The sequence below is a fragment of the Variovorax sp. GW823-FHT04B03 genome, from assembly GCF_058796495.1.
The window spans coordinates 26,291-51,225 of sequence record NZ_JBXAIT010000006.1; the positions used below are offsets into that span (position 1 = coordinate 26,291).

The window sequence follows — 24,935 nt, forward strand, 5'->3', positions numbered from 1 at the left end:
TCAGTCGCGCCTCCAAGAATGCCCCACGGTCCCGAATGCCGGGAACCGATGGACGCATACATACACACCAGGAGACGACGATGGCAGCCACGCTAGATTCAAGGGGAGTGCCGCATCCGGCCCCCCGGCCCATGTCCGCGGAGGAGAAGAAGGTCATCTTCGCCTCCTCGCTCGGCACCGTGTTCGAGTGGTACGACTTCTATCTGTACGGTTCGCTCGCCGCGATCATCGCGAAGCAGTTCTTCAGCGGCCTGGATGCGGGCGCGGCCTTCATCTTCGCGCTGCTGGCTTTCGCCGCCGGCTTCCTGGTGCGTCCATTCGGCGCCATCGTGTTCGGCCGCCTGGGCGACATGATCGGTCGCAAGTACACCTTCCTGGTGACGATCCTGATCATGGGCCTGTCGACCTTCATCGTCGGCCTCTTGCCCAGCTACGCGACCATCGGCGTCGCGGCGCCGGTGATCCTGATCGCGCTGCGCATGCTGCAGGGCCTGGCGCTCGGCGGCGAGTACGGCGGTGCCGCCACCTACGTGGCCGAGCACTCGCCGCACGGCAAGCGCGGTGCCTACACCTCGTGGATCCAGACCACGGCCACGCTCGGCCTGTTCCTGAGCCTGATCGTGATCCTGGGCGTGCGCACCTGGCTCGGTGAGCAGGCCTTCGGCGAGTGGGGCTGGCGCATTCCGTTCCTGGTCTCCATCCTGCTCCTGGCCATCTCGGTGTGGATCCGCCTGACGCTGTCGGAGTCGCCCGCCTTCCAGAAGATGAAGGCCGAGGGCAAGACCTCGAAGGCGCCGCTCGCCGAATCCTTCGGCCAGTGGAAGAACCTGAAGATCGTGATCCTGGCGCTGATCGGCCTCACGGCCGGCCAGGCCGTGGTCTGGTACTCGGGCCAGTTCTATGCGCTGTTCTTCCTGACGCAGCAGCTCAAGGTCGATGCGACCACCGCCAACCTGATGATCGCCGCCGCGCTGCTGCTGGGCACGCCCTTCTTCGTGGTGTTCGGCACGCTGTCCGACAAGATCGGCCGCAAGCCGATCATCATGGCCGGTTGCCTGCTGGCCGTGGTCACCTACTTCCCGGTCTTCAAGATGCTGACCGAAGCCGCCAACCCTGACCTGGCCCGCGCACAAGCCACGGCCGGCGTCACCGTGACGGCCGACCCGAAGACCTGCTCGTTCCAGGGCAACCCCGTGGCCCGCGAGATCGACTTCAAGAGCTCGTGCGACATCGCCAAGCGCTACCTCGTGCAGAACTCGGTGAGCTACGAGAACGTGGCCGGCGCGCCCGGCTCCGCGGCCGTCGTGAAGATCGGCGACAAGACCGTCGAGGCGCCCACCGGCGTGGTCGCGAACTCCAAGTTCGACGAGACCAGCGTCAAGGCCATCGCCGCCTTCAAGAAGGGCGTGGCCGAAGACCTGAAGGTCGCCGGCTACCCGTCCAAGGCCGATCCCGCCAAGATCAACAAGGTGCTGACCATCGTGCTGCTGTTCTGGCTGGTGCTGCTGGTGACCATGGTCTATGGCCCGATCGCCGCGATGCTGGTCGAGATGTTCCCCACGCGCATCCGCTACACCTCGATGAGCCTGCCGTACCACATCGGCAACGGCTGGTTCGGCGGCCTGCTGCCGACCACCGCCTTCGCCATCGTGGCCTCGACCGGCAACATGTACAACGGCCTGTGGTACCCGATCATCATCGCGGGCATCACGCTGGTGATCGGCACGCTGTTCATCCGCGAGACCAAGGACGTGGACATCTACGCCAACGACTGATCGGTGGCATCTGGAGGGGGCCGCGCGGCGGCTGCCCTCCGTTCAACAAAGAGGCTTCATGCCCCGCGGCATGAGGCCTTTTTCTTGAACCCTCTTCGTCCCCCTTTTCACCTTCTCAGGAGACAGTACCCATGTGGAAAATCGTAGTCGGCTTCGTCATCTTCGCCGCCATTGCCCTGTATGTGATTTCGATGGGCGGCGACAAGATCGACATGTCCGGCGAGAAGCACGGCGGCGACACGACGCACGCCCCCGCACCGGCGGCCACGCCGGCGCCTGGCGCGTCGGCACCGGCCGCCGCGGCCTCCGCCGCGAAGTAACGCAACGGGGCGCGCGTCAGCGCTTGAAGCGGCCTTCGCTGATGATCGCGAGGTCCGCGAAGTCGATGCCGCTGTGGTCCTGCGGCGAGTAGCTCACCTCGAGCCCGCCGCCCAGGTCGTAGCCCTTGAGGCTTTCGAGCGCCGCGAGCACCTTGGCGCGCGTGGGCTTGGGGCCCGCGCGGCGCAATGCCTCCACCAGCACCTTGGCCGAGGCGAAGCCTTCGAGCGCAGCCGGTGACAGCTCGCCCTGGCCCTTGGCGCGGGCGAGCGTCAGCGCCTCCTTCACCATCGGCTGGCCCATCGAGCGTTCGCTGGGGAACACCTGCGTCACGATCACGCCGCGGCTGGCGTCGCCCAGCTGCTTGATGAAGCCCGACGAGGCGTTGTTCGACAGCGTGACCACCTGCGCCGCCGAGCCTGCGGCGCGCAGCGCCTTGATGCCGTCGACCACCGCCACGCCCGAGCCGATCCACACCACCGCCTGCGCGTCGGCCTTCATGATGGCGGGCACGATGGTCTTGTAGTCGGGCTTCTCGCGGTCGGCCGGCACGGTCGCGATCGGCTGGGCCTTGCCCTTGGTGAAGCCGTTCATCGCGCCCTGCAGCGCGTCGGCGCCGAACGAGTCGGTCACGTGGACCACGGCGATGCGCGTCAGGCCGATGGTCAGCAGGTGCTGCACCGCCTTCTCGGCTTCGCGCTGGTAGGTGGCGCGCACGTTGAACACATGCTTTTGCAGCGGCTTGTGCAGCACCATCGCGCCGGTCGAGGGGCCGATGAGCGCCACCTCGTTCTTGTCCAGGTACGGGATGATGGCCTGCGAGTGCGGCGTGCCGCGGCTCATGAAGAGCGCGAGCACCTTCTTGTCCTCGATCAGCACGCGCGCGTTATCGCCCGCGCGCTTGACGTCGAAGGCGTCGTCCATGCGGATGACCTCGATCTTCTCGCCGTGGATGCCGCCCTGGGCATTGGCCGCGTCGATCACCAGCTGCGCGCCGCCGATGGTCTCGTTCACGCTGGCGGCTACCGAGCCGGTCATGCCCGCGGTCTGGCCGATCACGATCTGGGCCGAGGCGCCCATCGCGTACAGCGCCAGCAGGGCGGCCACGCCGAGCGCGTGCCGTGAACCTGCCACTTTCTTCTTCGTCATGAAAGCCTTTCGGAGCCTTCGGGAGACTCGCTGAACAATTGTGAAAACAAATGTCGCATTTGTTTCATAAAGTGTCTTTGGACGCATCCAGACAAACCCCTGCGCGGGCGCCGCCCATGCGCCGGCGTGGGCCGAAGCGTCACGAAGCACTCCCTAGAATGTTTGCCCCACCCCCCAAGGCACTCATGACACAGGGCTCCATCCGGATTCGCGGCGCGCGCCAGCACAACCTCCAGAACCTCGACCTCGACATCCGCACCGGCGAGATGACCGTGGTCACCGGGCCCAGCGGCTCGGGCAAGTCGAGCCTCGTGTTCGACACCCTCTACGCCGAAGGCCAGCGCCGCTACGTGGAGACCTTTTCCGCCTACGCGCGCCAGTTCCTGGACCGCATGGACAAGCCCGCCGTCGACAAGGTGGAGGGCGTGCCGCCCGCCATCGCCATCGACCAGACCAACCCGGTGCGCTCCTCGCGCTCCACGGTCGGCACGATGACCGAGCTGAACGACCACCTGAAGCTGCTCTACGCGCGCGCGGCCCAGCTGTTCGACCGCGAGACCGCGCTGCCGGTGCGTCACGACTCGCCCGACAGCATCTATGCGCAGATCGCCGAGCGCGCGGCGGCCGCGGGCGACCCGCGCATCGTCATCACCTTCTCGGTCGAGCTGCCGGCCGGCACCACGGCGGACGAAGTGACGCAGTGGCTGTCGGCCAGCGGCTTCACGCGCGTGCAGGCCGAGCGCGAGGTGGCCACGCCCACCGGCCCGCGCAAGGTGCTCGACGTGGTGGCCGACCGCTTCCGCATCTCGAGCGCGGAGCGCGCGCGCGTGGTCGAGGCGATCGAGGTGGCGCTCAAGCGCGGCAGCGGGCGCGTCACCGTGCATGCGACGGGCGCCGAAGAAAACGCACCGACCGACGTCTGGAAGTTCTCCACCGGCCTGCATTGCCCCGAAAGCGACATCCGCTACACCGACCCCATCCCGTCGATGTTCTCGTTCAACTCGGCGGTGGGCGCCTGCGACACCTGCCGCGGCTTCGGCCGTGTGATCGGCGTCGACCTGGGGCTCGTGATCCCGAACGACAAGCTCACGCTGCGCGCCGGCGCCATCAAGACCATCCAGACGCCCGCGTGGAAAGAGGCGCAGGACGACCTCATGCGCCACGCCGAGGCCGCCGGCATTCCGCGCGACACGCCGTGGAACAAGCTCACCGAGGAGCAGAAGCACTGGGTGATCGAGGGCACGCCCAACTACAAGGACGGCAACTGGAACAAGCAGTGGTACGGCGTGCGCCGCTTCTTCGGCTACCTGGAGAGCAAGGCCTACAAGATGCACATCCGCGTGCTCTTGTCGAAGTACCGCAGCTACACGCCGTGCCCCGTGTGCAGCGGCGCGCGCCTGAAGCTCGATCCGCTGCTGTGGCGCATCGGCAGCAAGGACGACGCCGACGCCGTGCTGCCGCCTGAAAAGCGCTTCCTGCCCACCGGCGCGAAGTGGAGCCGCGCGCAGCTCGAGGCGCTGCCCGGCCTGTGCCTGCACGACCTGATGCTGCTGCCCATCGAGCGGCTGCGCAAGTTCTTCGATCGCGTGGAGCACCACGGCAACGGCAGCCCCGCGAGCGAAGGGGAAGCCCAAGCGCTGAAGCTGCTGTTCGAAGAGATCACCACGCGCCTGCGCTACCTGCACGACGTGGGCATCGGCTACCTCACGCTCGACCGCCAGAGCCGCACGCTCAGCGGCGGCGAGGTGCAGCGCATCAACCTCACGACGGCGCTGGGCACCTCGCTGGTGAACACGCTGTTCGTGCTCGACGAGCCCAGCATCGGCCTGCATCCGCGCGACATGAACCGCATCACCGAGGCCATGCTGCGCCTGCGCGATGCCGGCAACACGCTGGTGGTGGTCGAGCACGACCCGGCCGTGATGCTCGCGGCCGACCGCGTGATCGACATGGGCCCCGGCCCCGGCGCGCGCGGCGGGCAGATCGTGTTCGATGGCGGCACCGACCAGCTGCGCGACGCCGACACGCTCACCGGCCAGTACCTGGGCGGACGCAAGAAGATCGGCATGGGCTTCAAGCGGCTCGTGAGCGAGAACACGCACCGGCTCATCCTCGAAGGCGTGCGCGAGCACAACCTGAAGAACATCACGGTCGACTTTCCGCTCGCGCGCCTCGTGTGCGTGACCGGTGTGAGCGGCTCGGGCAAGTCCACGCTCATCCAGGACGTGCTGGCGCCCGCGCTCATGCGCCATTTCGGCAAGGCCACCGAGACGCCGGGCGCGCACGACCGCATGCTCGGCGCCGATCACCTGGGCGACGTGGTCTTCGTCGACCAGTCGCCCATCGGCAAGACCGCGCGCTCCAACCCCGCGAGCTACGTGGGCGCGTGGGACGCCATCCGCGAAATCTTCGCCACCGCGGCGCTGTCGCGCCAGCGCGGCTACACCGCGAGCAAGTTCAGCTTCAATTCCGGCGACGGGCGTTGCCCGACCTGCGGCGGTTCGGGCTTCGAGCACGTCGAGATGCAGTTCCTGTCCGACGTGTACCTGCGCTGCCCCGACTGCGACGGCAAGCGCTACCGGCCCGAGATCCTCGAAGTGAAGATCGAGCGCAAGGGCCGCGGCTACAACGTGGCCGACATCCTGGAGCTCACCGTGGCCGAGGCCGCGGCGCTGTTCGACACCGACCGCGACGTGCTGCGCGTGCTGCAGCCCATCGTCGACGTGGGCCTGGACTACGTGAAGCTCGGCCAGCCCGTGCCCACGCTCTCGGGCGGCGAGGCACAACGCCTGAAGCTCGCGGGCTTCCTGGCCGAGGCGGCCAAGAGCGCGACCGCGAGCCGCCAGATGGTGGCGCGCAAGGGCACGCTGTTTTTGTTCGACGAGCCGACCACGGGCCTGCACTTCGACGACATCGCGCGTCTGATGCGCGCGCTGCGCAAGCTGCTCGACGCGGGCCATTCGCTCATCGTCATCGAGCACAACCTGGACGTGATCCGCGCCAGCGACTGGCTGATCGACCTCGGCCCCGAAGGCGGCGAGGGCGGCGGCCAGGTGGTGGCCGAAGGCACGCCCGAGCAGCTGCGCGAGAACCGCGCCTCGCTCACCGGCGCGGCGCTGGCCGACTACGAACTCGCCGTCGGACCGGGCGCCTACAAGGTGGCCGAGCGCGCCGCGCGGCGCTACATCGCCAACGCCAAGACGGCGCCCGGCGGCAACGCCATCGAGATCGTCAACGCGCGCGAGCACAACCTGAAGAATCTCAGCGTGGACATTCCGCGCGGCAAGTTCAGCGTGGTGACGGGCGTGAGCGGCTCGGGCAAGTCGACGCTCGCGTTCGACATTCTTTTCAACGAAGGCCAGCGCCGGTATCTCGAATCGCTCAACGCCTACGCGCGCAGCATCGTGCAGCCCGCGGGCCGGCCCGAGGTGGACGCGGTGTACGGCATTCCGCCGACCGTGGCCATCGAGCAGCGCCTGTCGCGCGGCGGCCGCAAGAGCACGGTGGGCACCACCACCGAGGTGTGGCACTTCCTGCGCCTGTTGTACGTGAAGCTGGGCATCCAGCACTGCGTGCACGACGGCGCGGCCGTGCAGCCGCAGACGCCCGACAGCATCGCCGCGCAGCTCATGCGCAACTTCAAGGGCCAGCACATCGGCCTGCTCGCGCCGCTGGTGAGCAACCGCAAGGGCGTGTACACCGAGCTGGCCGACTGGGCGCGCCCGCGCGGCTTCACGCACCTGCGCGTGGACGGCGACTTCCTGCCGACCACGGGCTTTCCGCGCATCGACCGCTTCAAGGAACACAGCATCGAGCTGCCCGTCGCCAGCCTCGACGTGCTGCCCTCGCAGGAGAACGAACTGCGCGCGGCGCTCACCAAGGCGCTCGAGCACGGCAAGGGCGTGGTCCATGTGCTGAGCGAGCTCGACGGCCTGCGCGCCGCCATGATGGCCGGCGTGTCCGCCGTGGGCATCGGCCGCGTGCAGGTGTTCTCCACGCTGCGCGCCTGTCCGGTGTGCAGCACCAGCTACGCCGAGCTCGACCCGCGCCTGTTCAGCTACAACAGCAAGCACGGCTGGTGCCCCGACTGCGTGGGCACGGGCGTGAAGCTCAGCAAGGACCAGCGCAAGGTCTTCGACGATTCGATCCGCGACGACGACAGCAAGGGCCGTGAACAGACCTTTGCCGAGCCCGAGGTCGAAGACCTCGCCGACGTGGCCTGCCCGACCTGCGAAGGCACGCGCCTGAACGCCACCGCGCGCGCCGTGGGCTTCGGCACCGCGGCCGACGGCTCGGGCGGCATCGGCATCACGCAGCTGGCGCGCATGAGCGTGACCGAGGTGCGCCAGTGGTTCGAAGGGCTGGTGCTCACCGGCCGCGAAGCCGAGATCGCGCGCGACCTCGTGCCCGAGATCAAGAGCCGCCTCGAATTCCTCGAAGAGGTGGGCCTGGGGTATCTGACGCTCGACCGTGGCGCGCCCACGCTCTCGGGCGGCGAGGCGCAACGCATCCGCCTGGCGGCGCAGCTGGGCAGCAACCTGCAGGGCGTGTGCTACGTGCTCGACGAGCCGACCATCGGCCTGCATGCACGCGACAACCAGATCCTGCTGAACGCGCTGCACAAGCTCGGCGAGAAGGGCAACACGCTGGTGGTGGTGGAGCACGACGAAGACACCATCCGCCGCGCCGACCACATCATCGACATCGGCCCCAGTGCCGGCAAGCGCGGCGGGCGCCTCGTGGCCGAAGGCACGGTGGCCGACATCCAGAAGGCCGGCGATTCGCAGACCGGCCGCTACCTGCGCGATGCCATCAAGCACCCGCTGCAGGCGCGCCGCCTCATTCCCTCGCCCGACCCGAAGGCGGAAGACAGCGGCAACTGGCTCACCGTGCACGGCGCCGACCTGCACAACCTGCAGGACGTGACCGCCACGCTGCCGCTGCACCGCCTCGTGGTGGTCACGGGCGTGAGCGGATCGGGCAAGTCGACGCTCGCGCGCGACGTGCTGCTGGCCAGCGTGCAGGGCATCGTGGTGCAGCGCATGACCAAGGCCGGCCGCGACGCCGATGCCGCGGGCAAGCGCCCGGCCTGGGTCGGCTGCCGCGGCGTCGACGGCTACGAGGTCATCGACCGCGTGCTCGAGGTCGACCAGACGCCCATCGGCAAGACGCCGCGCAGCTGCCCCGCCACCTACATCGGTTTCTGGGACACCATCCGCAAGCTCTTCGCCGACACGCTCGAAGCCAAGGCGCGCGGCTACGGCCCGGCGCGCTTCAGCTTCAACACCGGCGAAGGCCGCTGCCCGGGCTGCGAAGGCGCGGGCGTGCGCACCATCGAGATGAGCTTCCTGCCCGACGTGAAGGTGCCCTGCGAGGTCTGCCACGGCGCGCGCTTCAACCCCGAGACGCTGGCCGTGAGCTGGCGCGGCAAGAGCATCGGCGACGTGCTGAAGATGGAGGTCGACGAGGCGGTGGAGTTCTTCGCCAGCATGCCCAACATCGCGCACCCGCTGCAACTGCTGAAGGACGTGGGCCTGGGCTACCTCACGCTGGGGCAGCCGTCACCCACGCTGTCGGGCGGCGAGGCGCAGCGTATCAAGCTGGTGACCGAGCTGAGCAAGGTGCGCGACGACATCACGCGCCGCGGCCAGAAGGCGCCGCACACACTGTACGTGCTCGACGAGCCGACCGTGGGCCTGCACATGGCCGACGTCGAGAAGCTGATCCACGTGCTGCACCGGCTGGTGAACGGCGGCCACAGCGTGGTGGTGATCGAGCACGACCTCGACCTGATCGCCGAAGCCGACTGGATCCTCGACCTCGGGCCCGAGGGCGGCAACGCCGGCGGACGCATCGTGGCGGCGGCGCCGCCGGAGGAGGTGGTGCGATTGGGTACGCACACTGGCGTAGCTCTAAAGGCCGTGTTGGCACGTTGACGCGCACAGGCGCACAATGGCCTCAACCCTTGGCGCAGGCGCATCCTGAATCAGCCATGGTGGAGACCGTGTGAACGGATGAAGCGCCGTGCCGGGGGCTACGCAAGGAGCCGCGCCATGACCCGCTTCATCGATGTTCACAGCCTGGTTCGCCTGGTGGATGAGACCGGCGTCCCGGAATTCCTCGTCACGCTGGCCGACGCGCTGCGCGACGACTTCCTGCGATGGCGCGAGTTCGACAAGAAGGCGCGGGTGGCCAGCCATTCGCACCTGGGCGTGATCGAGCTCATGCCCGTGGCCGACGACGGCGCCTACGCCTTCAAGTACGTCAACGGCCACCCGCACAACACGCAGGTCGGCCTGCCCACGGTCATGGCCTTCGGCGTGCTGGCCGAGGTCGACACGGGCTACCCCGTGCTGCTGTCCGAACTCACGCTCACCACCGCGCTGCGCACGGCCGCCACTTCGGCCATGGCCGCCAAGGCGCTGGCGCGGCCCGACGCGCGCAGCCTGGCGCTCATCGGCAACGGTTCGCAGAGCGAGTTCCAGGCGCTGGCTTTCCATGCGCTGCTGGGCATCGAGCAGGTGCGCGTGTTCGACATCGACCCGCGCGCCACCGACAAGCTGGTGCGCCACCTCGCGGCCTGCACGCCGATGGAGATCGTGCGCGCCGACTCCACCGCCGAGGCGGTGCGCGGCGCCGACATCGTGACCACCATCACCGCCTACCAGGGCCACGCCACCGTGCTCACGCCCGACATGATCGAGCCCGGCATGCACATCAACGCCGTGGGCGGCGATTCGCCCGGCAAGACCGAGCTGCACCCCGACGTGCTGCGCGGCGCACGCGTGTTCGTCGAGTACGAGCCGCAGACCCGCATCGAGGGCGAGATCCAGCAGCTGGCGCCCGACTTCCCGGTGCACGAGCTGTGGCGCGTGCTGCTGGGCGAAGTGCCGGGCCGCGAGCGGCCGGAGCAGGTGACGGTGTTCGACTCGGTCGGCTTCGCGCTGGAGGACTACACGGCGCTGCGCTGCATTCAGCAGCTGGCGCTGGAGCGTGGCGTGGGCCGGCAGATCGCGCTGGTGCCCGAGCTCGACGATCCGAAGGACCTGTTCGGTCTCACCGCCTCGGGGCGGCGCCGGGCGGTGCTGCGGCGTGCGGCATGATGGCAGGCCCTGTCGTCACGCCCTTCGCCGCTTCATGCTCACCATCTACAACGACCAGCACGCCCTGCACCAAGGCAAAGTCGAAATGTTCCGGGGCGAGCTGGTGCCCTGCTTCGAGGTGCCCGCCCGCGTCGACCATGTGAGGCACGAGCTCGAGCGGCGCGGCCTCGGCCCGCTGCAGGCGCCCGATGCATTCGATGAGGCGCTGCTGGCGAAGGTGCACGCACCGCGTTACCTCGACTTCATCGCCCATGCCTGGGACGAATGGGTGGCGCTCGACGCCGCCAACGCCACGCGCGACGCGCTGCCCTCGTACTGGCCCACGCGCGGCATGCGCACCGACGTGCTGCCGAAGAGCTTTCCCGCGCGCCTGGGCCTTTTTTCGTTCGACGCCGGCACGCCGCTGATGGCGGGCAGCTGGGCCGCTGCGCGCCACGGCGCCGCCTGCGCGTGGACGGCGACGCAGCGCGTCATCGGCGGCCAGCGCAGCGCCTTCGCGCTCACGCGCCCGCCCGGCCACCACGCGGGCGCCGACTTCTTCGGCGGCTACTGCTTCGTCAACAACGCCGCCGTCGCCGCGCAGGCGCTGCGCGATGCGGGCGTCGAACGCGTGGCCGTGCTCGATGTCGACTACCACCACGGCAACGGCACGCAGGCCATCTTCTACGAACGCAGCGACGTGCACTTCGCCAGCTTGCACGGCGACCCGCTGACCGACTACCCGTACTACCTGGGCCATGCCGACGAGCGCGGCGCGGGCGCGGGCGAGGGCTTCAACCACAACCTGCCGCTGCCGCGCGGCACCGACTTCACGGCCTGGCGCACGGCGCTGCGCACAGCGCTCGACGGCATCGCGAAGGTCAAGGCCGGCGCGCTCGTGGTCTCGCTGGGCGTCGACACCTTCGAGGGCGACCCGATCTCGGGCTTCAAGCTGAAGAGCGACGACTACCTGCGCATGGGCGAAGACCTCGCGCGCGCCGGCCTGCCGACGGTGTTCGTGTTCGAGGGCGGCTATGCGGTGGCCGAGGTGGGTGTGAACGCGGTCAACGTTCTCGAAGGCTTCGCGCAAGCCGCGGGCTGAAGGCGGAGTTGCTTCGGCGACAGCAGTCGGGTGAGCCCCGATTGCTGCACCGGACGGGGCAGGGCCCAATGCGCGGCTCGATCCACGCTTCAGGAGCCTTCCGTCATGTTTCGCCGTTCCCTTCTCCGTGCCGCCACGCTGGCCGCCTGCGGCCTCGCTGCGCCGCTGGCGGTGCTTGCACAGGCCTTTCCCGCGAAGCCCATCAAGCTCGTGATCGCCTTTCCCGCGGGCGGCCCGACCGACATCACCATGCGCCAGCTGGCCGACAACGCCAGCAAGATCCTGGGCCAGCCCGTGATCATCGACAACAAGCCCGGCGCCGGCGGCACGCTGCCCGCGCAGGCGCTGCAGACCGCGCAGCCCGACGGCTACACCGTCGCGCAGATTCCGCTGGGCGTGTTCCGCCTGGGCTACACCACCAAGATCAACTGGGACCCGCTCAAGGACATCAGCTACGTGCTGAACGTCACCGGCTATGCCTTCGGCATCGTCGTGCCGGCCGACAGCCCCTTCAAGACCTGGGCCGACTTCGTCGCCTACGCCAAGGCCAACCCCGGCAAGCTCACCTACGGCTCGACCGGCAACCTGACCAGCCCGCACCTCACGACCGAGATCGTGGCGCAGAAGGCCGGCATCACGCTGCAGCACGTGCCCTACAAGGGCAGCGCCGACCTGATGCTGGCCGTGGTCAGCGGCCAGCTCATGGCGGCGGCCGACAGCACCGGCTTCGCGCCGCAGGTCGAGGCCGGCAAGCTGCGCGTGCTCAACACCTGGGGCGAGAAGCGCCTGGCCAAGTTCCCCGACGCGCCCACGCTGAAGGAGCTGGGCTACGACGTGGTGCAGAACTCGCCCTTCGGCATCGGCGCCCCCAAGGGCACCCCGCCCGAGGTCGTGAAGAAGCTGCACGACGCCTTCAAGCAGGCGATGGAAGAGCCCAGCTACGTCGCCTCGCTCGGCCGCTACGACATGCTGCCCAACTACATGAGCTCGGCCACGTACACCAAGTTCGCGCAGGACACGGTGGTGCGCGAGAAGGTGATCATCGACAAGCTGGGGTTGGCGAAAGAGAAGTAAGCGCCCGCCGGAAAAGGGGAGGCGTGCGCGGCGCCTACCCCGATCCGCGACCGTTGTCCTGAACTCACCCCCTATATCCCTCCGTAATCTAGGCGTTAACCCTATGTAATCCCTTTGTCTTCCAGTGAAGGAAAACTCGGACCCAGTCTCGCGGCAACAAGGCCCGGACGTCCCAAAGTCGCGCCCGTTCTCGGCGCAGCGGCATCCCCCTCCTGGAGTGACACCAATGAAAAAATCCCTGCTTGTTCTGGCTGCCATCGCAGCCTGCGGCGCCGCGTCGGCGCAATCGACCGTGACCCTGTTCGGCGTGGTCGATGCCGCCTACCGCAACGTAGCGAACAAGAGCGTTTCGACCACCCCCTTCGGTCCCGCCTACAGCGTGAAGGCCAGCCGCAGCGAGCTGGCGAATTCGGGCCTGAGCTCGAGCCGCCTCGGTTTCCGCGGCGTGGAAGACCTGGGCGGCGGCCTGTCGGCCAGCTTCTGGCTCGAAGCCCCGATCACCAATGACGACGGCGCCACCGGCGTCTCGAACTTCACCCGCCGTTCGACGGTGAGCCTGGCAGGCAGCTTCGGCGAACTGCGCCTGGGCCGCGACAAGACCGCGACGGTGATGAACGAAGAACAGTTCGACCCGTTCGGCGACACCGGCATCGGCGGCTCGCTGATCATCGACGCCAACGAAGCCAGCGTGCCGGGCAGCGGCTACGGCAGCAACGGCACCTACAAGCGCGCCAGCAACATGGTGCAGTACTTCCTGCCGCGCCTGGGTGGCTTCTACGGCAACGTGGCTTACGGCCTGGCCGAGCAGACGCGCCTGTCGCCCGACACCGCCGCCAGCACCAACACCGGCCGCCACATCGGCGGTCGCCTGGGCTACACGACGGGCCCGTTCGACATCGCTGCCAGCTACGCACAGAACGACACCAGCTTCACGACCGGCAGCGGCGCCGCCGCCGTGGCACGCCCGGGCAAGGTCAAGACCTTCAACCTCGGCGCGACCTACGACTTCGGCGTGGCCAAGCTGTTCGGCGAAATCTCGCGTTCGAAGGACGAGCGCAACGCGCTGAACATCTTCACGCCCGGCCAGGACGTGGACCTCACCGGCTACCTGCTGGGCGTGACCGTGCCGGTCGGCCCGGGCGTGATCCGCGCGTCGTATTCGCAGGTCAAGTACGACTTCAACCGCGTGCCCGTGTTCGGCGTGAACAATGCCGATCCGAAGGCCAACAAGCTCGCGCTGGGCTACGTGCACAACCTGTCCAAGCGCACCGCGCTGTACGGCACGGTCGCGCGCGTCAGCAACAAGAACGGCGCGGCGCTCACGGTGGGTGCAGGACCGTCGTACGCCACCACGTTCAACCGCACCGCGCTGCAGGCCAAGAGCTCGATGGGCTACGAGTTCGGCATCCGCCACACGTTCTGATGTCCTGAAGGGTCGCGCATCGCGCGACCCTCACCCCTGCAAGTTTCTCCAAGGGTCGTTCAACCGGTCCATTCGGCCCGCCCTGCGCGGGCCTTTTTTTCGTGCGCGGCGCCCGCGTGGCGCGCTTGGCTCAGCGCGCCGACAGCACCGCGTGCGCGGCCTGCGCGAACCCCGCACCGCGCTCGCCCTGCGTCACGTAGCGCGGCAGGTGCTCCAGCTGCGGCACGAAGCGCGCGACGTTCGCCACGCCGATGCTGTGCGCGAAGCTGCGGAACATCAGCTGGTCGTTGGTGGAATCGCCCACGTAGGCCCAGCGGTCCATCTCGTCGTCGAGCGTGCGGCCCCAGAGCTCGCGCACGATCCAGCGCGCGCCTTCGAGCTTGTCGTTGTCGCCGTACCAGCCGTTGATGTGGATGCTGCTCACGGTGGCGTGCATGCCTTCGCTGCGCATCAGCGCGACGACGCGCGCGATGGTGTCGTCGTCGAGCGTCACGAACTCGCTGTGGTCGATGGCGATGTCGGTCTCGCGCCCCGGCGAGTCGGTGGCGCGGCCGGCGCCCGGAATCTCGCGCTCGATGCGCGCCAGCACGGCCTGCATGCGCGCGAAGTTGGCGGCGCGCGTGGCGGCGTCCTGCTGGTAGCGCTTCTCGACGCCGCCATCGGCCGCCGGGCGCAGCGCCACCGCGCCGTTCTCGGCCACGATGGCGTCGACCGGCCAGCTGTTCACGAAGGGCAGGCTCCAGCCCACGGGCCGGCCGGTGATGGCAACCACCGCCAGGCCGGCGGCCTTCAGGTCGGCCAGCGCCTTCAAAGCATCGGGCGTGATCGCGCCGTCGGTGGTGAGCGTGTCATCGATGTCGGTGAACACGCCGACCAGCGCCGCGCGCGCGTCGGCGGGCCAGCGCGCGAGCGGCAGCAGGTGGTGGGGCGAGGCGGGCAGGGGAGGCGAAGACATGGACAGGATTCTCGAAAGGGCCTGTGATCGTACCGGCGCTTTCGTGTAGCATCCCGCCCCCGCCGCGCTTTCGGGCCGGCGTGGCACCTTCCACCATGCCTCACATCCTCGTCGACCACCTGCGCAAGACCTACCGTGTGTCCGAGCGCGACCCCGGCCTGCGCGGCGCGTTGCGCGGCCTGCTGCAGCGCCGCCACCGCACGGTGGAGGCGCTGTCGGGTGTGTCGTTCGCGCTGGAGCGCGGCGAGCTGCTGGGCTTCATCGGGCCGAACGGCGCGGGCAAGTCGACCACCATCAAGATCCTCTCGGGCATCCTGCGGCCCGACGGCGGGCGCGTGGAAGTCGACGGCCGCGACCCCTTTGCCGACCGCGAACGGCACGTGGCGCGCATCGGCGTGGTCTTCGGCCAGCGCACGCAACTGTGGTGGGACCTGCCCGTGGGCGACGGCTTCGACCTGCTGCGTGACATCTACCGCGTCGACCCGCAGCGCTACCGCCGCACACGCGACGAGCTGGTCGCGCTGCTGCACCTGGAGCGTGTGCTCGACCAGCCGGTGCGCCAGCTCTCGCTGGGCCAGCGCATGCGCGCGGAGATCGCGGCGGCGCTGCTGCACGAGCCCGACATCCTGTTCCTCGACGAGCCGACCATCGGCCTCGACGCGCCTTCGAAGCTCGCCGTGCGCGACTTCGTGCGCCGCGCCAACCGCGAGCGCGGCACCACCGTGCTGCTGACCACGCACGACATGCACGACATCGAGGCCCTGGCCCAGCGCGTGATCGTCATCGGCCACGGCCGCGTGCTGGCCGACAGCCCCGTCGAGGCATTGCGCGCGCAGGTGATGGCCGAGCGCCGGCTGGTGGTCGACTTTGCGCAAGACGCCACGCTGCCTGCGCAGGTCGACGGCGCCACCGTGCATTCGCGCGACGGCCAGACGCTGGTGCTCGACTTCGATCCCAAGCAGACCCCCGCGCCCGCGCTCATCGCCCGCATCGCCGGCGCGCACGCCGTGGAAGACATCCGCCTCGAAGGCCTCGCGATCGAAGCCGTGATCGCGCGCTTCTACGCCATGCACGGAGCGGCCGAGGCGTGAGGCCGGCCATGGGCCCGCGCGACCTCGCCCGGCCGTATGTCGCGGCGTTCGTCTCACGTTTCCTGCAGATGCTGCAGTACCGCACCGCGGCGCTCGCGGGCTTTGCCACGCAGTGCTGGTGGGGCGGCATCAAGGTGATGGTGTTCGCCGCGTTCTACAGCGGCAGCGCCATCGCGGGCGCGGCCTCGTCGATGTCGCTGGCCCAGGCCATCACCTACACCTGGCTCGCGCAGGGCCTGCTGGTGCTCATGCCCTGGCTCGGCGACCCGGAGGTGGCGCAGGCCGCGCGCACCGGCGCGGTGGCCTACGACCGCCTGCGCCCGGTGGACGCCTACGCGCTGTGGTTCGCGCGCACCGCAGGCTGGATCGCGGCGCGCCTGCTGCCGCGCGTGGCACTGATGGCGGCCTTCGCCGCGGTCGCATTGCCGCTGGTGGGGCTGGGCGACTGGGCCTGGCAATTGCCCGCGAACGCGGTGGCCGGCGCGGCGTTCCTGCTGTCGGTGGGGCTGGGCCTCTTGCTTTCGACTGCGATGGTGATGCTGCTCAACGTGGCGACCACGGCGGCGCTCAACGAGCGCGGCATCCAGGCGGTGGCGACGCCCGTGGTCATCGTGTTCTCGGGCAACCTGCTGCCGCTGGCACTGCTGCCCGACGCCTGGCAGACCGCGCTGCTGGTGCAGCCGCTGGCGGGGCTGTTCGATATTCCGGCGCGGCTGTACTTCGGGCACCTGAGCGGCTGGCATGCGCTGGGCGCGCTGGGGCTGCAGTGCTTCTGGAGCGTCGCGCTGGTCGCGTTCGGGCGGATGGCGATGGGGCGCACGATGCGCAGTCTGCAGGTGCAAGGTGGCTAGGGTGACGGGCGCGCGCAGGGAGCCACTCCCGCCCTCGGAGGCAGCACTGTCGTATGGTGGCGGGTGCGACAACCCCGCCCCTGCCATGCGCTCCGTCATTCCCGTTGAAGCCGATGCGCCGACGCCCCTCGCCGTGCGGGCCGTGACCTGCGCGATCGACCAGATCGCCGTGGCCGATCTGCCGCGCAGCGCGAGTTCCCCGCTCTTCGAACGCCTTCGCCGCTCCGTGCGCGGGGTGACCCTTCGCACGCCGCCTTCGAACGAGGCCGCGCGCTGGCACACGCACACGATCGGCGGCGTCGCGCGGCGCTTTGCGCAGCCCCTCACGTTCACGCCATACGCCTCCGTGAAGCCTTGCTCGGCACGTTGCGGCTTCTGCTCGGAAAACCTGCGCAAGACCGACGGCGGAACCTCGGCGTCCCGGCTGCGTCCGGCGCCCGACTACTTCGACGGCCTGTCCCGTGCGCTGCGGGCCCTGCGCGGCGTGCCGCTGTCGTGGTCGCTCTCGGGCCTGGAAACGAGCGACGACGCCGACTGGATGCTCCGGCTGCTGCACACGCTGGCCGCGGGCGAAAGCGAAGGCCCGGTGGTCGAGGACCGTGTGCTCTACACCAACGGCGCAGGCTTTGCCGGCCCGCAGGGCGAGGCGCTGCGGCGCGCGCTGCAACGCTTCGAAATGAGCTGGCTGGAGCTGTCCCGCCACCACCACGACGGCGCGGTCAACCAGGCCATCATGCGGTTCCGGCCCGAGGTGGCCATCGGCGATGCCGCCGTGTTCGAACGCACCGCGCGCCAGCTCGCCGATGCGGTGGCGCTGCGGCTCGTGTGCATCCTCCAGCGCGGCGGCGTCGCGCAGCCGACCGACGTGGCCGCGTACCTCGCGTGGGCACGGCAATGCGGCGCCGGGACCGTCGTCTTCCGGGAGTTCTCGCGGCTCGACGACGGCTATCGCGACAACGCCACCGCGCGCTATCTGCGCACGCAGCGGGTCTCGATGGACGCGCTGCTGACGGCCTGCCTCGACGACCCCGACATCTCGCGCGGGTGGACCCTCGAAAGCCTCACCGAGGGCTACTACTTCTGGAACCTGCGCCTGCGCACCGACAGCGGCCTGACGGTCGTCTTCGAAAGCGCCGACTACGGCGCCATGCACGCGCGCCACGCGACCGGCGATGTCTACAAGCTCGTCTACTTTGCCGACGGACAGCTGTGCGCCGGCTGGGAGCCGGGGCACGACGTGCTGCTCGACACGCGCACCGCGAAGGCCTGCCCATGAGCAGTCACAGCTGGCTGATGCTCGACCATGAATCGCCGCGCTACCGGCTGCCGGACGACCTGCGCGCGCGCGACCCGATGGGCGGGCGCGATTGCGGATGGCTCGAGCAGATGCTGCCCTTCGTGCGCCGGTTCTCGCAACCGGGCGAGACGGTGTTCGACCCCTTCGCCGGCTTCGGCACGACGCTGCTCGCGGCACGCCTCGAGGACCGACGGGCCCTGGGCTGCGAAGTCGATGCAGGCCGCATCGACCTCATCCGCGAGCGGCTGGCGCGCCACGGCCTCGCCCACGGCACGACGCTCCTGCACGCCTCGTGCGATGCGCTCGAAGACGCCGCGCTCCCGCCCTTCGACCTGTGCCTGACGAACGTGCCCTACTTCGGTTGCCGCTGGACCGGTGCGCAGGCAACCTCCCAGCTTTACGACAGCCCGAGCTACGCGCAGCACCTCGATGGCCTGCGCAACGTCTTCCACCGCGTGCGCGCCGGATTGCGCGAGGGCGGTGCCTGCATCGCGATGGTGGAGAACCTGCGGCTCGGCGATCGCGTGCTGCCGCTGGCCTTCGATCTCGCCCGCATCCTGGGTTCGCTCTTCACGATGGAGGAGGAGCGCGTGCTGGTTTATTCGCACGACGCGGCAGACAACGACACCGATGCCCGCACCGACCGGCGCCACGAACACGCGCTGGTTTTTCGCAAGCAGCGCGAGCGCATCGACCTGCCGGCCACGGCCGCGCTGCTCGATGCGATGCGCGAAGAAGGACACGTCTTCACGCTGTTCGGCAGCTTCGCGCGCTGGCAGCAGGACCCACAGGGCACGCCGCCCGCAGACGCCGACATCCGCGTCGACGCCGACCCGCAGCGCCTGGACGCCCTGCTGCGATGGCTGCAAGGGCAGGGCTTCTCGGTGACGAGCTGGGGCGACCCGGTCACCGTGCCCCTTCACCTCGACAGCTACCGCGGCCGCTTCTATTTCCGCGCCGATCGCATCGATGCGCGCGGCGCATTGATCAGGCTCGACATCTGCTACGAGCAATGAGTGGCATGACGCAATCCGCACAGCGGTGGATCGACCCGCACCACGACCGCGCTCGGTGTGCGCAGGACACTGGGTGCTTCCCGCAGCGAAATCAAGGAGGAGGGCGAAGCCCGGGGGACATTCGCGGAGGGAAGTACCCGGTGGCCTGTGCACGCGCCCTGAACAGCGGCGAGGGCCACTGAAGATGGGCGCACTTCCCCTTTTCCTCCGCCTCATGGCCGCTTCCATCAGCGGCCAGGCCAGGTACCCCGCGTCCGCACTGCTGCTGACCCTCGGCCAGTTCCTCGGCACAGGCATCGAGGTCGTCGCCGTCTGGGCGCTGTTCCATCGCTTCGGCGAGGTGCAGGGCTGGGGCATCGGCGAAGTCGCGTTGTTCTACGGCCTCGTGAACTGCATGTTCGCCCTTGCCGATGCGCTGGGCCGCGGCTTCGACGTGCTGGGCACCGAGTTCCTGCGCACCGGCACCTTCGACCGGCTGCTGCTGCGCCCGCGCCCGCTTGCGCTGCAGCTCATGGGCCACGACGTGCGCATCAGCCGCTTGGGCCGTCTGCTGCAGGGCCTGCTCGTGCTGGCCTTTGCGACCGTGCAGGCCGACATCGCATGGACGCCCAGCGCCGTGGCCGTCGCGCTGTTCGCCCTGGCCGGTGGCATCGCGCTGTTCCTCGGCATCCTCGTGCTGCAGGGCACGCTGTCGTTCTGGACCGTCGAGAGCCTGGAGATCGCCAACGTGCTCACCTACGGCGGCGTGCAGGCGGCGCAGTACCCGCTGGCGCTCTATGCGCAGTGGTTCCGCCGCGTGCTGACCTTCATCGTGCCGCTGGCGTGCGTGGCGTACTACCCGGTGCTGGCGATCCTGGGCAAGCCCGATCCGCTGGGCGCGCCGGCCTGGGTGGGGTGGGTGTCGCCGCTCGCGGGCTTCGTGTTCCTCGCGGCGGCATTCGGTGCGTGGCGCCTCGGGCTGCGCCACTACACCTCGTCGGGCAGCTAGCCGATCAGCCGGCGCTCTGCAGCGCCAGGCCCGCGTGCTCGCGCAGCGGATGGAAGTGGATCTTCGGAAAACGCTCCTGCGCCAGCCGCACGTCGTACGGCGAGGTGCACAGGAAGGCCAGCGTGTCGGCCGCATCTTTCGCCATGCGAACCGGGTAGGCGTGGACGAACTCGCGCAGCTCGGCCGGGGTGTCGGCCGTGATCCAGCGCGCGCCCGTGTACTGGCAGCCTTCGAGGCGCACGTCGGCGTCGTACTCGGCCTTCAGGCGGTGCTGCACCACTTCGAATTGCAGCTGGCCGACGGCGCCCAGGAGCATCGGGCCACCGACCTCGGGGCGGAACACCTGGATCGCGCCTTCTTCCCCCAGCTGGGCCAGGCCCTGCTGCAGCTGCTTGGTGCGCAGCGGGTTCTTCAAAATCACGGTCATGAACAGCTCGGGCGCGAAGAAGGGCAGCCCGGTGAACTGCAGGTTCGCGCCGTCGGTGATCGTGTCGCCCAGCTGCACGCCGCCGTGCGTGGTGAAGCCCACGATGTCGCCCGCGTAGGCCTCTTCCACCGCCTCGCGGCGCTGGCTCATGAAGGTCACGACGCTGGTGGGGCGCAGCTCCTTCGCGGTGCGCTGCACCTTCAGCTTCATGCCCGGCGTGTACTTGCCCGAGGCCATGCGCACGAAGGCGATGCGGTCGCGGTGGTTGGCGTCCATGTTGGCCTGCACCTTGAAGACCACGCCCGCGAAGTCCTTGTCTTCGGGCTGGATCTCTTTCACCACCGGCTGGCGGTTGACCAGCGTGGTGCTGGTGCGCGACTGCGGCGAGGGCGCCAGGTCGACCAGCGCGTCGAGCACTTCCATCACGCCGAAGTTGTTCACGCCGGAGCCGAAGAACACGGGCGTCTGCTTGCCGGCCAGGAAGGCCTCGCGGTCCCAGGTGGGTGAGGCGCCGGTGGCCAGTTCCATGCTTTCCATGGCGTGCTCGAAGTCGGCGCCGAAGCGCTTGACGAGCGTGTCGCGTTCGCTCAGCGGAATGGTCTCGAAGTCGTGCGGCAGCCGCTCGCTGCCCGACTCGAACACCGTCATCGCCTGCGTGCGCAGGTTCATGATGCCGCGGAAGCTCTTGCCCTGGCCCACGGGCCAGGTCATGGGCACGCAGGGCATGCCGAGTTCGCGCTCCACCTCGTCCAGGATGTCCAGCGGCTCGCGCACTTCCCGGTCCATCTTGTTGACGAAGGTGATGATGGGCGTGTCGCGCTGGCGGCAGACCTCGATCAGCCGGCGCGTCTGCGCTTCCACGCCGTTGGCGGCGTCGATCACCATCAGCGCCGAGTCGACGGCCGTGAGCACGCGGTAGGTGTCTTCCGAGAAGTCCTTGTGGCCGGGCGTGTCGAGCAGGTTGATGACGTGCTCGCGGTACACCATCTGCATCACCGACGAGGCCACCGAGATGCCGCGCTGCTTCTCGATTTCCATCCAGTCGGAGGTGGCGTGGCGCGAGGCCTTGCGCGCCTTCACCGAGCCGGCGATCTGGATCGCGCCCGAGAACAGCAGCAATTTTTCGGTCAGCGTGGTCTTGCCGGCGTCAGGGTGGGAAATGATCGCGAAGGTGCGACGGCGGCGGGTTTCGGCGAGAAAAGACAAGGTGGGCAATCTGCAGGGGAATCCCCCGATTTTAGGAGGCCGCCCCGCCAACCCCGGGCTGTAGGCCTAAAACGCCTCCGTCACCCCGTACGCCCGCATCTGCGCCTCGACCTGCGCCGCGTCCTGGCTCAGCACCACGAGGTCGTGCGCCTTGCCCTCGCGGTCCTTCACGTGGCGCGTGAGCAGGGCCTCGGGCCGGAAGCCCAGGGCCTGGAAGACGGCGATGGCGCCGCGCTGGTCGACGGTCATCTGGGCGACGATCTTTTCCTGCCCGTGCGCGAAGGCCAGCGCGCAGCCCTCCTGCGCCAGCTGCTGGCCCAGGCCGCCGCCGCGCAGCGCGGGCGACACCAGCACGCGCAGTTCGGCCACGTGGCCCGACCACGAGTGCGGGTCGCGGATGACGGCGGCGCAGCCCAGCACGGCGCCGTCGCGCACGGCGAGCACGCTGTCGATGTCGCCGCGCTCGATGGCGCGGACCCAGGCGGCCATCACCTTGGGCTCGGTGATGTCGCGCGGCAGAAAGAGCAGGTCGTGCGCCGGCAGCGCCTGCGCGAAGGCCAGGACGGCGGGGGCGTCGGCGCCGGTCATCAGGCGCAGGGCGATGTCGCCGTCCGCGTGGGCGACGGTGCGCGGGTAGGTGCGGGAAGAAGATGCGGTCATGGGAGGGTGTTCGATGGTTGTCTTCGTCAGGTGGAGCGCACGCCCAGCCACTCGTCGAGCTTGGGCCACAGCCGACGCACGGCGTTGGTGCCGGCCGCCAGGCTCACGTGGCCGCCCTTGAGCACCACCTCTTCCTTGTCGGTGGAGCCGATGCCGGCGATCAGCGGCTGGCCCGCCTCGTAGGGCACGATGTGGTCGTGCTGCGCCAGCGCGTGCAGCACCGGCACGGTGATGTTCTTCAGCAGCACGGGGCGCCCGCCGAGCACCAGCTCGCCCTTGTGCAGCTTGTTGTCCCACATGAGTTCCTTCACCGTCTGGCGGAAGTACTCGCCGGCCAGCGGCAGCATCTCGGCGCCCCAGCGGTCGAACATGCGGTACGACTTGACGAACTCGTCGTTGGCCATGTTGTCCCACAGCTGCACCAGCCCGGCGCCGCGCCCGGCGGGGCGCAGCATGTCGAAGGAGGCGAACAGCATCTCGGGCGGCACGTTGCCCACGGTGTCGATGAGGCGGTCGACGTCGAAGTAGCGCCGGTCGGACCACGCGTGGAACAGCTTCATGCGGCTGAAGTCGATCGGCGTGGTGAAGAGCGCGAGGTTCTTCATCGGCCCGCCGGGGTGCAGCGCCGCGTACAACGTAGAGAGCACGCCGCCCATGCAGTAGCCGGCGATGGTCACGTCTTCCTCGCCCGAGTCTTCCTGCACGCGGCGGATCGAATCGGGAATGAAATCGAGCACGTAGTCCTCGATGCGCAGGCGCTTCTCGTCGGGGCGCGGTGCGTTCCAGTCCATCACATAGACGTCGTAGCCCTTGAGCAGCAAGTACTCGACCATGCTCTGGCCCGGCGCGAGGTCGAAGATGTAGGCGCGGTTGGTGGTGGCCATCACCATGAGCACCGGCACGCGGTAGATCTCGTCGACCATCGGGCGGTAGTGGTACAGGCTCAGCGTGCCGCGCCGGTGGATCTCGTCCTTGGGCGTGAGGCCGACGGCGGGCGCGGTCGAGGTCAGGAAGTCCAACCCCTTGATGTTGCGCTGGATCGTGCGCTCGATCTCGCCGCGGATGTCGGGCAGCTGGAAGGTGTCGGGCGGCGCGCTCATGAGCGGCGCTTTCCGGCGGGGCGTTTCTTTGCGGCGGCGGTCTTGGCGGCCGGGGCAGGCGCTGCCGCCGCCGCGGGCGGCTGCTTGGTGCGGCGCGGCCGGGGCGGCGCGGTGGCCGCGTCGGCGGTCCGCGCGGCAGGGCCGGCCCCGCCTTCCAGCGCGCGGCGGATGCCCGCCAGGTGGTCGTCGATGCGGTGCAGTTGTTCGCCCAGCGCCTGCAGGTCGCCGCGCGTCGGCAGGTTCAGCAGCGTGAGGTAACGCGCCATCAGGTCGCCCACCGCCTTCTGCGCGGTGAGCGAGGCGTTCATGCCGCCGTGCATGCCCTGGCGGAACGGGTCCGAGGCCATGGCTTCGTTGGCGAATTCGTTGGTGCTTTTTTCCCACTGGGCCGTGAGCTCGCGCCACAGGGCCATGGGATCGAGGGACGGAAACTGGCTCATGAAAACACCTCCGTCTGGGTTCGTTGTCGTGTCTCTTTTTTCTTCAGTGATCGTCGCGCCGCGCCGCCCGTGCGGTGTGCGCGGCGATGGCCTCGATGATCTGCGGCCACATCGCGATCGGCAGCGCGTGGCCCATGCGCGGGATGCGCAACAGCGTCGCGCCGGGAATGGCCTCGGCCACGTCGATGCCGCAGGCCACGGGCACCAGCGGATCGACGTCGCCGTGGATCACCAGCGTGGGCACCTGCACCGCGCGCAGCGCCGGCTTGCGGTTGCCCGACGCGAACACGGCCGCCAGCTGGCGCGCCACGCCGCCCGGGTTGAGGCCGCGCAGGAAGGCCAGTTGCGCGCGCCCGGCGTCGCGCGCCTCGTCGAGCGGAAAGGCGTCGGGCCCGCGCAGCACGCGCCACAGCTTGGCGTGGTGCGGCAGGTAGGCCTCGAAGCTGGTCGGCGCGGGCGCGAACAGCACCGCCAGCGCCTCGGGCGTGGGCGGCGGCAGGGCCGGGTCGCCGGTGCTCGACATGATGCTGGTGAGCGAGCGCATCCGGCCCGGGTGGTGGATGGCCATCTCCTGCCCGATGGCGCCGCCCATCGACGCGCCCACGACGTGGGCGCGCGCGATGCCCAGCGCGTCGAGCAGGCCGGCGCAGTCATCGGCCATGTCGCGCAACGTGTAGGGCACCTGCAGCGGCCGCCCCGCCATGGCCTGCAGCATCAGCGCCTGGATGTCGGGCACGCCGGCGTGCGGCAGGTGGGTCGAGTGGCCGATGTCGCGGTTGTCGAAGCGGATCACATGGTGGCCGCCGGCCTGCGCCAGGGCGGCGCAGAACGCGTCGTCCCAGGCGACCATCTGGGCGCCGAGGCCCATGACCAGCAACAGCGGCGGCGCCTCGGGGTCGCCGAAGCTGTCCCAGGCCAGTTCGATGCCGTTGGCGCGGGTGCGCCGTTCGGTGCGGGGCGCGACGGCGGTCATGCGGGCCT

General features: G+C 69.3%; 19 protein-coding genes. 12 read left to right on the forward strand and 7 right to left on the reverse strand.

The features are described 5' to 3' along the window. Nucleotides 1–80: 80 nt before the first annotated feature. Together AC1RAD_RS24120 and AC1RAD_RS24125 are read left to right on the forward strand one after the other, a co-directional pair. Nucleotides 81–1,775: an MFS transporter gene (locus AC1RAD_RS24120; RefSeq protein WP_062477354.1), complete on the forward strand. Its 1,695-nt coding sequence runs from the start codon at nt 81–83 to the stop codon at nt 1,773–1,775. Between the two features lie 131 nt (nt 1,776–1,906). Next, nucleotides 1,907–2,095 (forward strand): hypothetical protein, encoded by a 189-nt coding sequence (locus AC1RAD_RS24125; protein ID WP_056577413.1) that lies wholly within the window; start codon nt 1,907–1,909, stop codon nt 2,093–2,095. Nucleotides 2,096–2,111: 16 nt separating this feature from the next. On the opposite strand, the gene AC1RAD_RS24130 is transcribed toward AC1RAD_RS24125, so the two are convergent. Further along, entirely contained in the window at nt 2,112–3,242 is a 1,131-nt protein-coding gene (locus AC1RAD_RS24130; protein WP_139701371.1) for an ABC transporter substrate-binding protein, read from the reverse strand. Between the two features lie 185 nt (nt 3,243–3,427). On the opposite strand from AC1RAD_RS24130, the gene uvrA reads away from it, so the two are divergent. The 5 genes from uvrA (at nt 3,428) to AC1RAD_RS24155 (ending at nt 13,923) form a co-directional block, all read left to right on the forward strand. Then, entirely contained in the window at nt 3,428–9,178 is a 5,751-nt protein-coding gene (gene uvrA / locus AC1RAD_RS24135) for an excinuclease ABC subunit UvrA (protein WP_492738085.1), read from the forward strand. Between the two features lie 117 nt (nt 9,179–9,295). Continuing rightward, the gene (ocd, locus tag AC1RAD_RS24140; protein ID WP_062477364.1) at nt 9,296–10,345 is read left to right on the forward strand and encodes an ornithine cyclodeaminase; all 1,050 of its coding nucleotides are present in this window, start codon (nt 9,296–9,298) and stop codon (nt 10,343–10,345) included. A 34-nt stretch (nt 10,346–10,379) separates the two neighbouring features. Continuing rightward, nucleotides 10,380–11,426 carry a histone deacetylase family protein gene (locus AC1RAD_RS24145; protein WP_492737614.1) on the forward strand — a complete coding sequence of 349 codons (1,047 nt, stop codon included), beginning with the start codon at nt 10,380–10,382 and terminating at the stop codon, nt 11,424–11,426. Between the two features lie 105 nt (nt 11,427–11,531). Then, nucleotides 11,532–12,500, forward strand: a complete 969-nt coding sequence (locus tag AC1RAD_RS24150; protein WP_095947927.1) for a Bug family tripartite tricarboxylate transporter substrate binding protein — start codon at nt 11,532–11,534, stop codon at nt 12,498–12,500. A 226-nt stretch (nt 12,501–12,726) separates the two neighbouring features. Then, a complete protein-coding gene (locus AC1RAD_RS24155; protein ID WP_095746903.1) occupies nt 12,727–13,923 on the forward strand; it encodes a porin in 1,197 nt (398 codons plus the stop codon). A 130-nt stretch (nt 13,924–14,053) separates the two neighbouring features. On the opposite strand, the gene AC1RAD_RS24160 is transcribed toward AC1RAD_RS24155, so the two are convergent. After that, nucleotides 14,054–14,878: an HAD-IIB family hydrolase gene (locus AC1RAD_RS24160; protein WP_492737617.1), complete on the reverse strand. Its 825-nt coding sequence runs from the start codon at nt 14,876–14,878 to the stop codon at nt 14,054–14,056. Between the two features lie 95 nt (nt 14,879–14,973). On the opposite strand from AC1RAD_RS24160, the gene AC1RAD_RS24165 reads away from it, so the two are divergent. From AC1RAD_RS24165 to AC1RAD_RS24185, 5 genes are all read left to right on the forward strand, one after another. Further along, the gene (locus AC1RAD_RS24165; RefSeq protein ID WP_390348404.1) at nt 14,974–15,969 is read left to right on the forward strand and encodes an ABC transporter ATP-binding protein; all 996 of its coding nucleotides are present in this window, start codon (nt 14,974–14,976) and stop codon (nt 15,967–15,969) included. Nucleotides 15,970–15,977: 8 nt separating this feature from the next. Next, a complete protein-coding gene (locus AC1RAD_RS24170) occupies nt 15,978–16,820 on the forward strand; it encodes an ABC transporter permease (protein WP_492737619.1) in 843 nt (280 codons plus the stop codon). A gap of 85 nt (nt 16,821–16,905) precedes the next feature. Continuing rightward, complete coding sequence (locus AC1RAD_RS24175) at nt 16,906–18,096, forward strand: hypothetical protein (protein WP_492737621.1); 1,191 nt, start codon at nt 16,906–16,908, stop codon at nt 18,094–18,096. Continuing rightward, a complete protein-coding gene (locus AC1RAD_RS24180; protein WP_492737622.1) occupies nt 18,093–19,133 on the forward strand; it encodes a DNA methyltransferase in 1,041 nt (346 codons plus the stop codon). Before AC1RAD_RS24175 ends, AC1RAD_RS24180 begins: the two co-directional genes overlap by 4 nt. A gap of 184 nt (nt 19,134–19,317) precedes the next feature. Beyond that, nucleotides 19,318–20,121 (forward strand): ABC transporter permease, encoded by an 804-nt coding sequence (locus AC1RAD_RS24185; protein ID WP_492698794.1) that lies wholly within the window; start codon nt 19,318–19,320, stop codon nt 20,119–20,121. A gap of 4 nt (nt 20,122–20,125) precedes the next feature. Here the strand turns inward: AC1RAD_RS24185 and AC1RAD_RS24190 are convergent, their stop codons facing one another. From AC1RAD_RS24190 to AC1RAD_RS24210, 5 genes are all read right to left on the reverse strand, one after another. Then, nucleotides 20,126–21,754, reverse strand: coding sequence for a peptide chain release factor 3 (locus AC1RAD_RS24190; protein ID WP_062482912.1), 1,629 nt, complete (start codon nt 21,752–21,754; stop codon nt 20,126–20,128). A 66-nt stretch (nt 21,755–21,820) separates the two neighbouring features. Further along, nucleotides 21,821–22,414, reverse strand: a complete 594-nt coding sequence (locus tag AC1RAD_RS24195) for a GNAT family N-acetyltransferase (RefSeq protein ID WP_390348412.1) — start codon at nt 22,412–22,414, stop codon at nt 21,821–21,823. Nucleotides 22,415–22,440: 26 nt separating this feature from the next. Then, nucleotides 22,441–23,514 carry an alpha/beta fold hydrolase gene (locus AC1RAD_RS24200; protein WP_307584315.1) on the reverse strand — a complete coding sequence of 358 codons (1,074 nt, stop codon included), beginning with the start codon at nt 23,512–23,514 and terminating at the stop codon, nt 22,441–22,443. Then, nucleotides 23,511–23,954, reverse strand: coding sequence for a hypothetical protein (locus AC1RAD_RS24205; protein ID WP_492737624.1), 444 nt, complete (start codon nt 23,952–23,954; stop codon nt 23,511–23,513). The genes AC1RAD_RS24200 and AC1RAD_RS24205 overlap by 4 nt, the downstream gene beginning before the upstream one ends. Before the next feature lie 43 nt (nt 23,955–23,997). Then, on the reverse strand, nt 23,998–24,927 hold the full coding sequence (locus AC1RAD_RS24210; RefSeq protein WP_492737625.1) for an alpha/beta fold hydrolase: 930 nt from the start codon (nt 24,925–24,927) through the stop codon (nt 23,998–24,000). Nucleotides 24,928–24,935: the final 8 nt, after the last annotated feature.

Excerpts from the sequence above, each read along its gene's own strand:
- AC1RAD_RS24120 (WP_062477354.1), top strand. The coding sequence starts at position 81 with ATGGCAGCCACGCTAGATTCAAGGGGAGTGCCGCATCCGGCCCCCCGG.
- AC1RAD_RS24125 (WP_056577413.1), top strand. The coding sequence starts at position 1,907 with ATGTGGAAAATCGTAGTCGGCTTCGTCATCTTCGCCGCCATTGCCCTG.
- AC1RAD_RS24130 (WP_139701371.1), bottom strand. The coding sequence starts at position 3,242 with ATGACGAAGAAGAAAGTGGCAGGTTCACGGCACGCGCTCGGCGTGGCC.
- uvrA (WP_492738085.1), top strand. The coding sequence starts at position 3,428 with ATGACACAGGGCTCCATCCGGATTCGCGGCGCGCGCCAGCACAACCTC.
- ocd (WP_062477364.1), top strand. The coding sequence starts at position 9,296 with ATGACCCGCTTCATCGATGTTCACAGCCTGGTTCGCCTGGTGGATGAG.
- AC1RAD_RS24145 (WP_492737614.1), top strand. The coding sequence starts at position 10,380 with ATGCTCACCATCTACAACGACCAGCACGCCCTGCACCAAGGCAAAGTC.
- AC1RAD_RS24150 (WP_095947927.1), top strand. The coding sequence starts at position 11,532 with ATGTTTCGCCGTTCCCTTCTCCGTGCCGCCACGCTGGCCGCCTGCGGC.
- AC1RAD_RS24155 (WP_095746903.1), top strand. The coding sequence starts at position 12,727 with ATGAAAAAATCCCTGCTTGTTCTGGCTGCCATCGCAGCCTGCGGCGCC.
- AC1RAD_RS24160 (WP_492737617.1), bottom strand. The coding sequence starts at position 14,878 with ATGTCTTCGCCTCCCCTGCCCGCCTCGCCCCACCACCTGCTGCCGCTC.
- AC1RAD_RS24165 (WP_390348404.1), top strand. The coding sequence starts at position 14,974 with ATGCCTCACATCCTCGTCGACCACCTGCGCAAGACCTACCGTGTGTCC.
- AC1RAD_RS24170 (WP_492737619.1), top strand. The coding sequence starts at position 15,978 with ATGGGCCCGCGCGACCTCGCCCGGCCGTATGTCGCGGCGTTCGTCTCA.
- AC1RAD_RS24175 (WP_492737621.1), top strand. The coding sequence starts at position 16,906 with ATGCGCTCCGTCATTCCCGTTGAAGCCGATGCGCCGACGCCCCTCGCC.
- AC1RAD_RS24180 (WP_492737622.1), top strand. The coding sequence starts at position 18,093 with ATGAGCAGTCACAGCTGGCTGATGCTCGACCATGAATCGCCGCGCTAC.
- AC1RAD_RS24185 (WP_492698794.1), top strand. The coding sequence starts at position 19,318 with ATGGGCGCACTTCCCCTTTTCCTCCGCCTCATGGCCGCTTCCATCAGC.
- AC1RAD_RS24195 (WP_390348412.1), bottom strand. The coding sequence starts at position 22,414 with ATGACCGCATCTTCTTCCCGCACCTACCCGCGCACCGTCGCCCACGCG.
- AC1RAD_RS24200 (WP_307584315.1), bottom strand. The coding sequence starts at position 23,514 with ATGAGCGCGCCGCCCGACACCTTCCAGCTGCCCGACATCCGCGGCGAG.
- AC1RAD_RS24205 (WP_492737624.1), bottom strand. The coding sequence starts at position 23,954 with ATGAGCCAGTTTCCGTCCCTCGATCCCATGGCCCTGTGGCGCGAGCTC.
- AC1RAD_RS24210 (WP_492737625.1), bottom strand. The coding sequence starts at position 24,927 with ATGACCGCCGTCGCGCCCCGCACCGAACGGCGCACCCGCGCCAACGGC.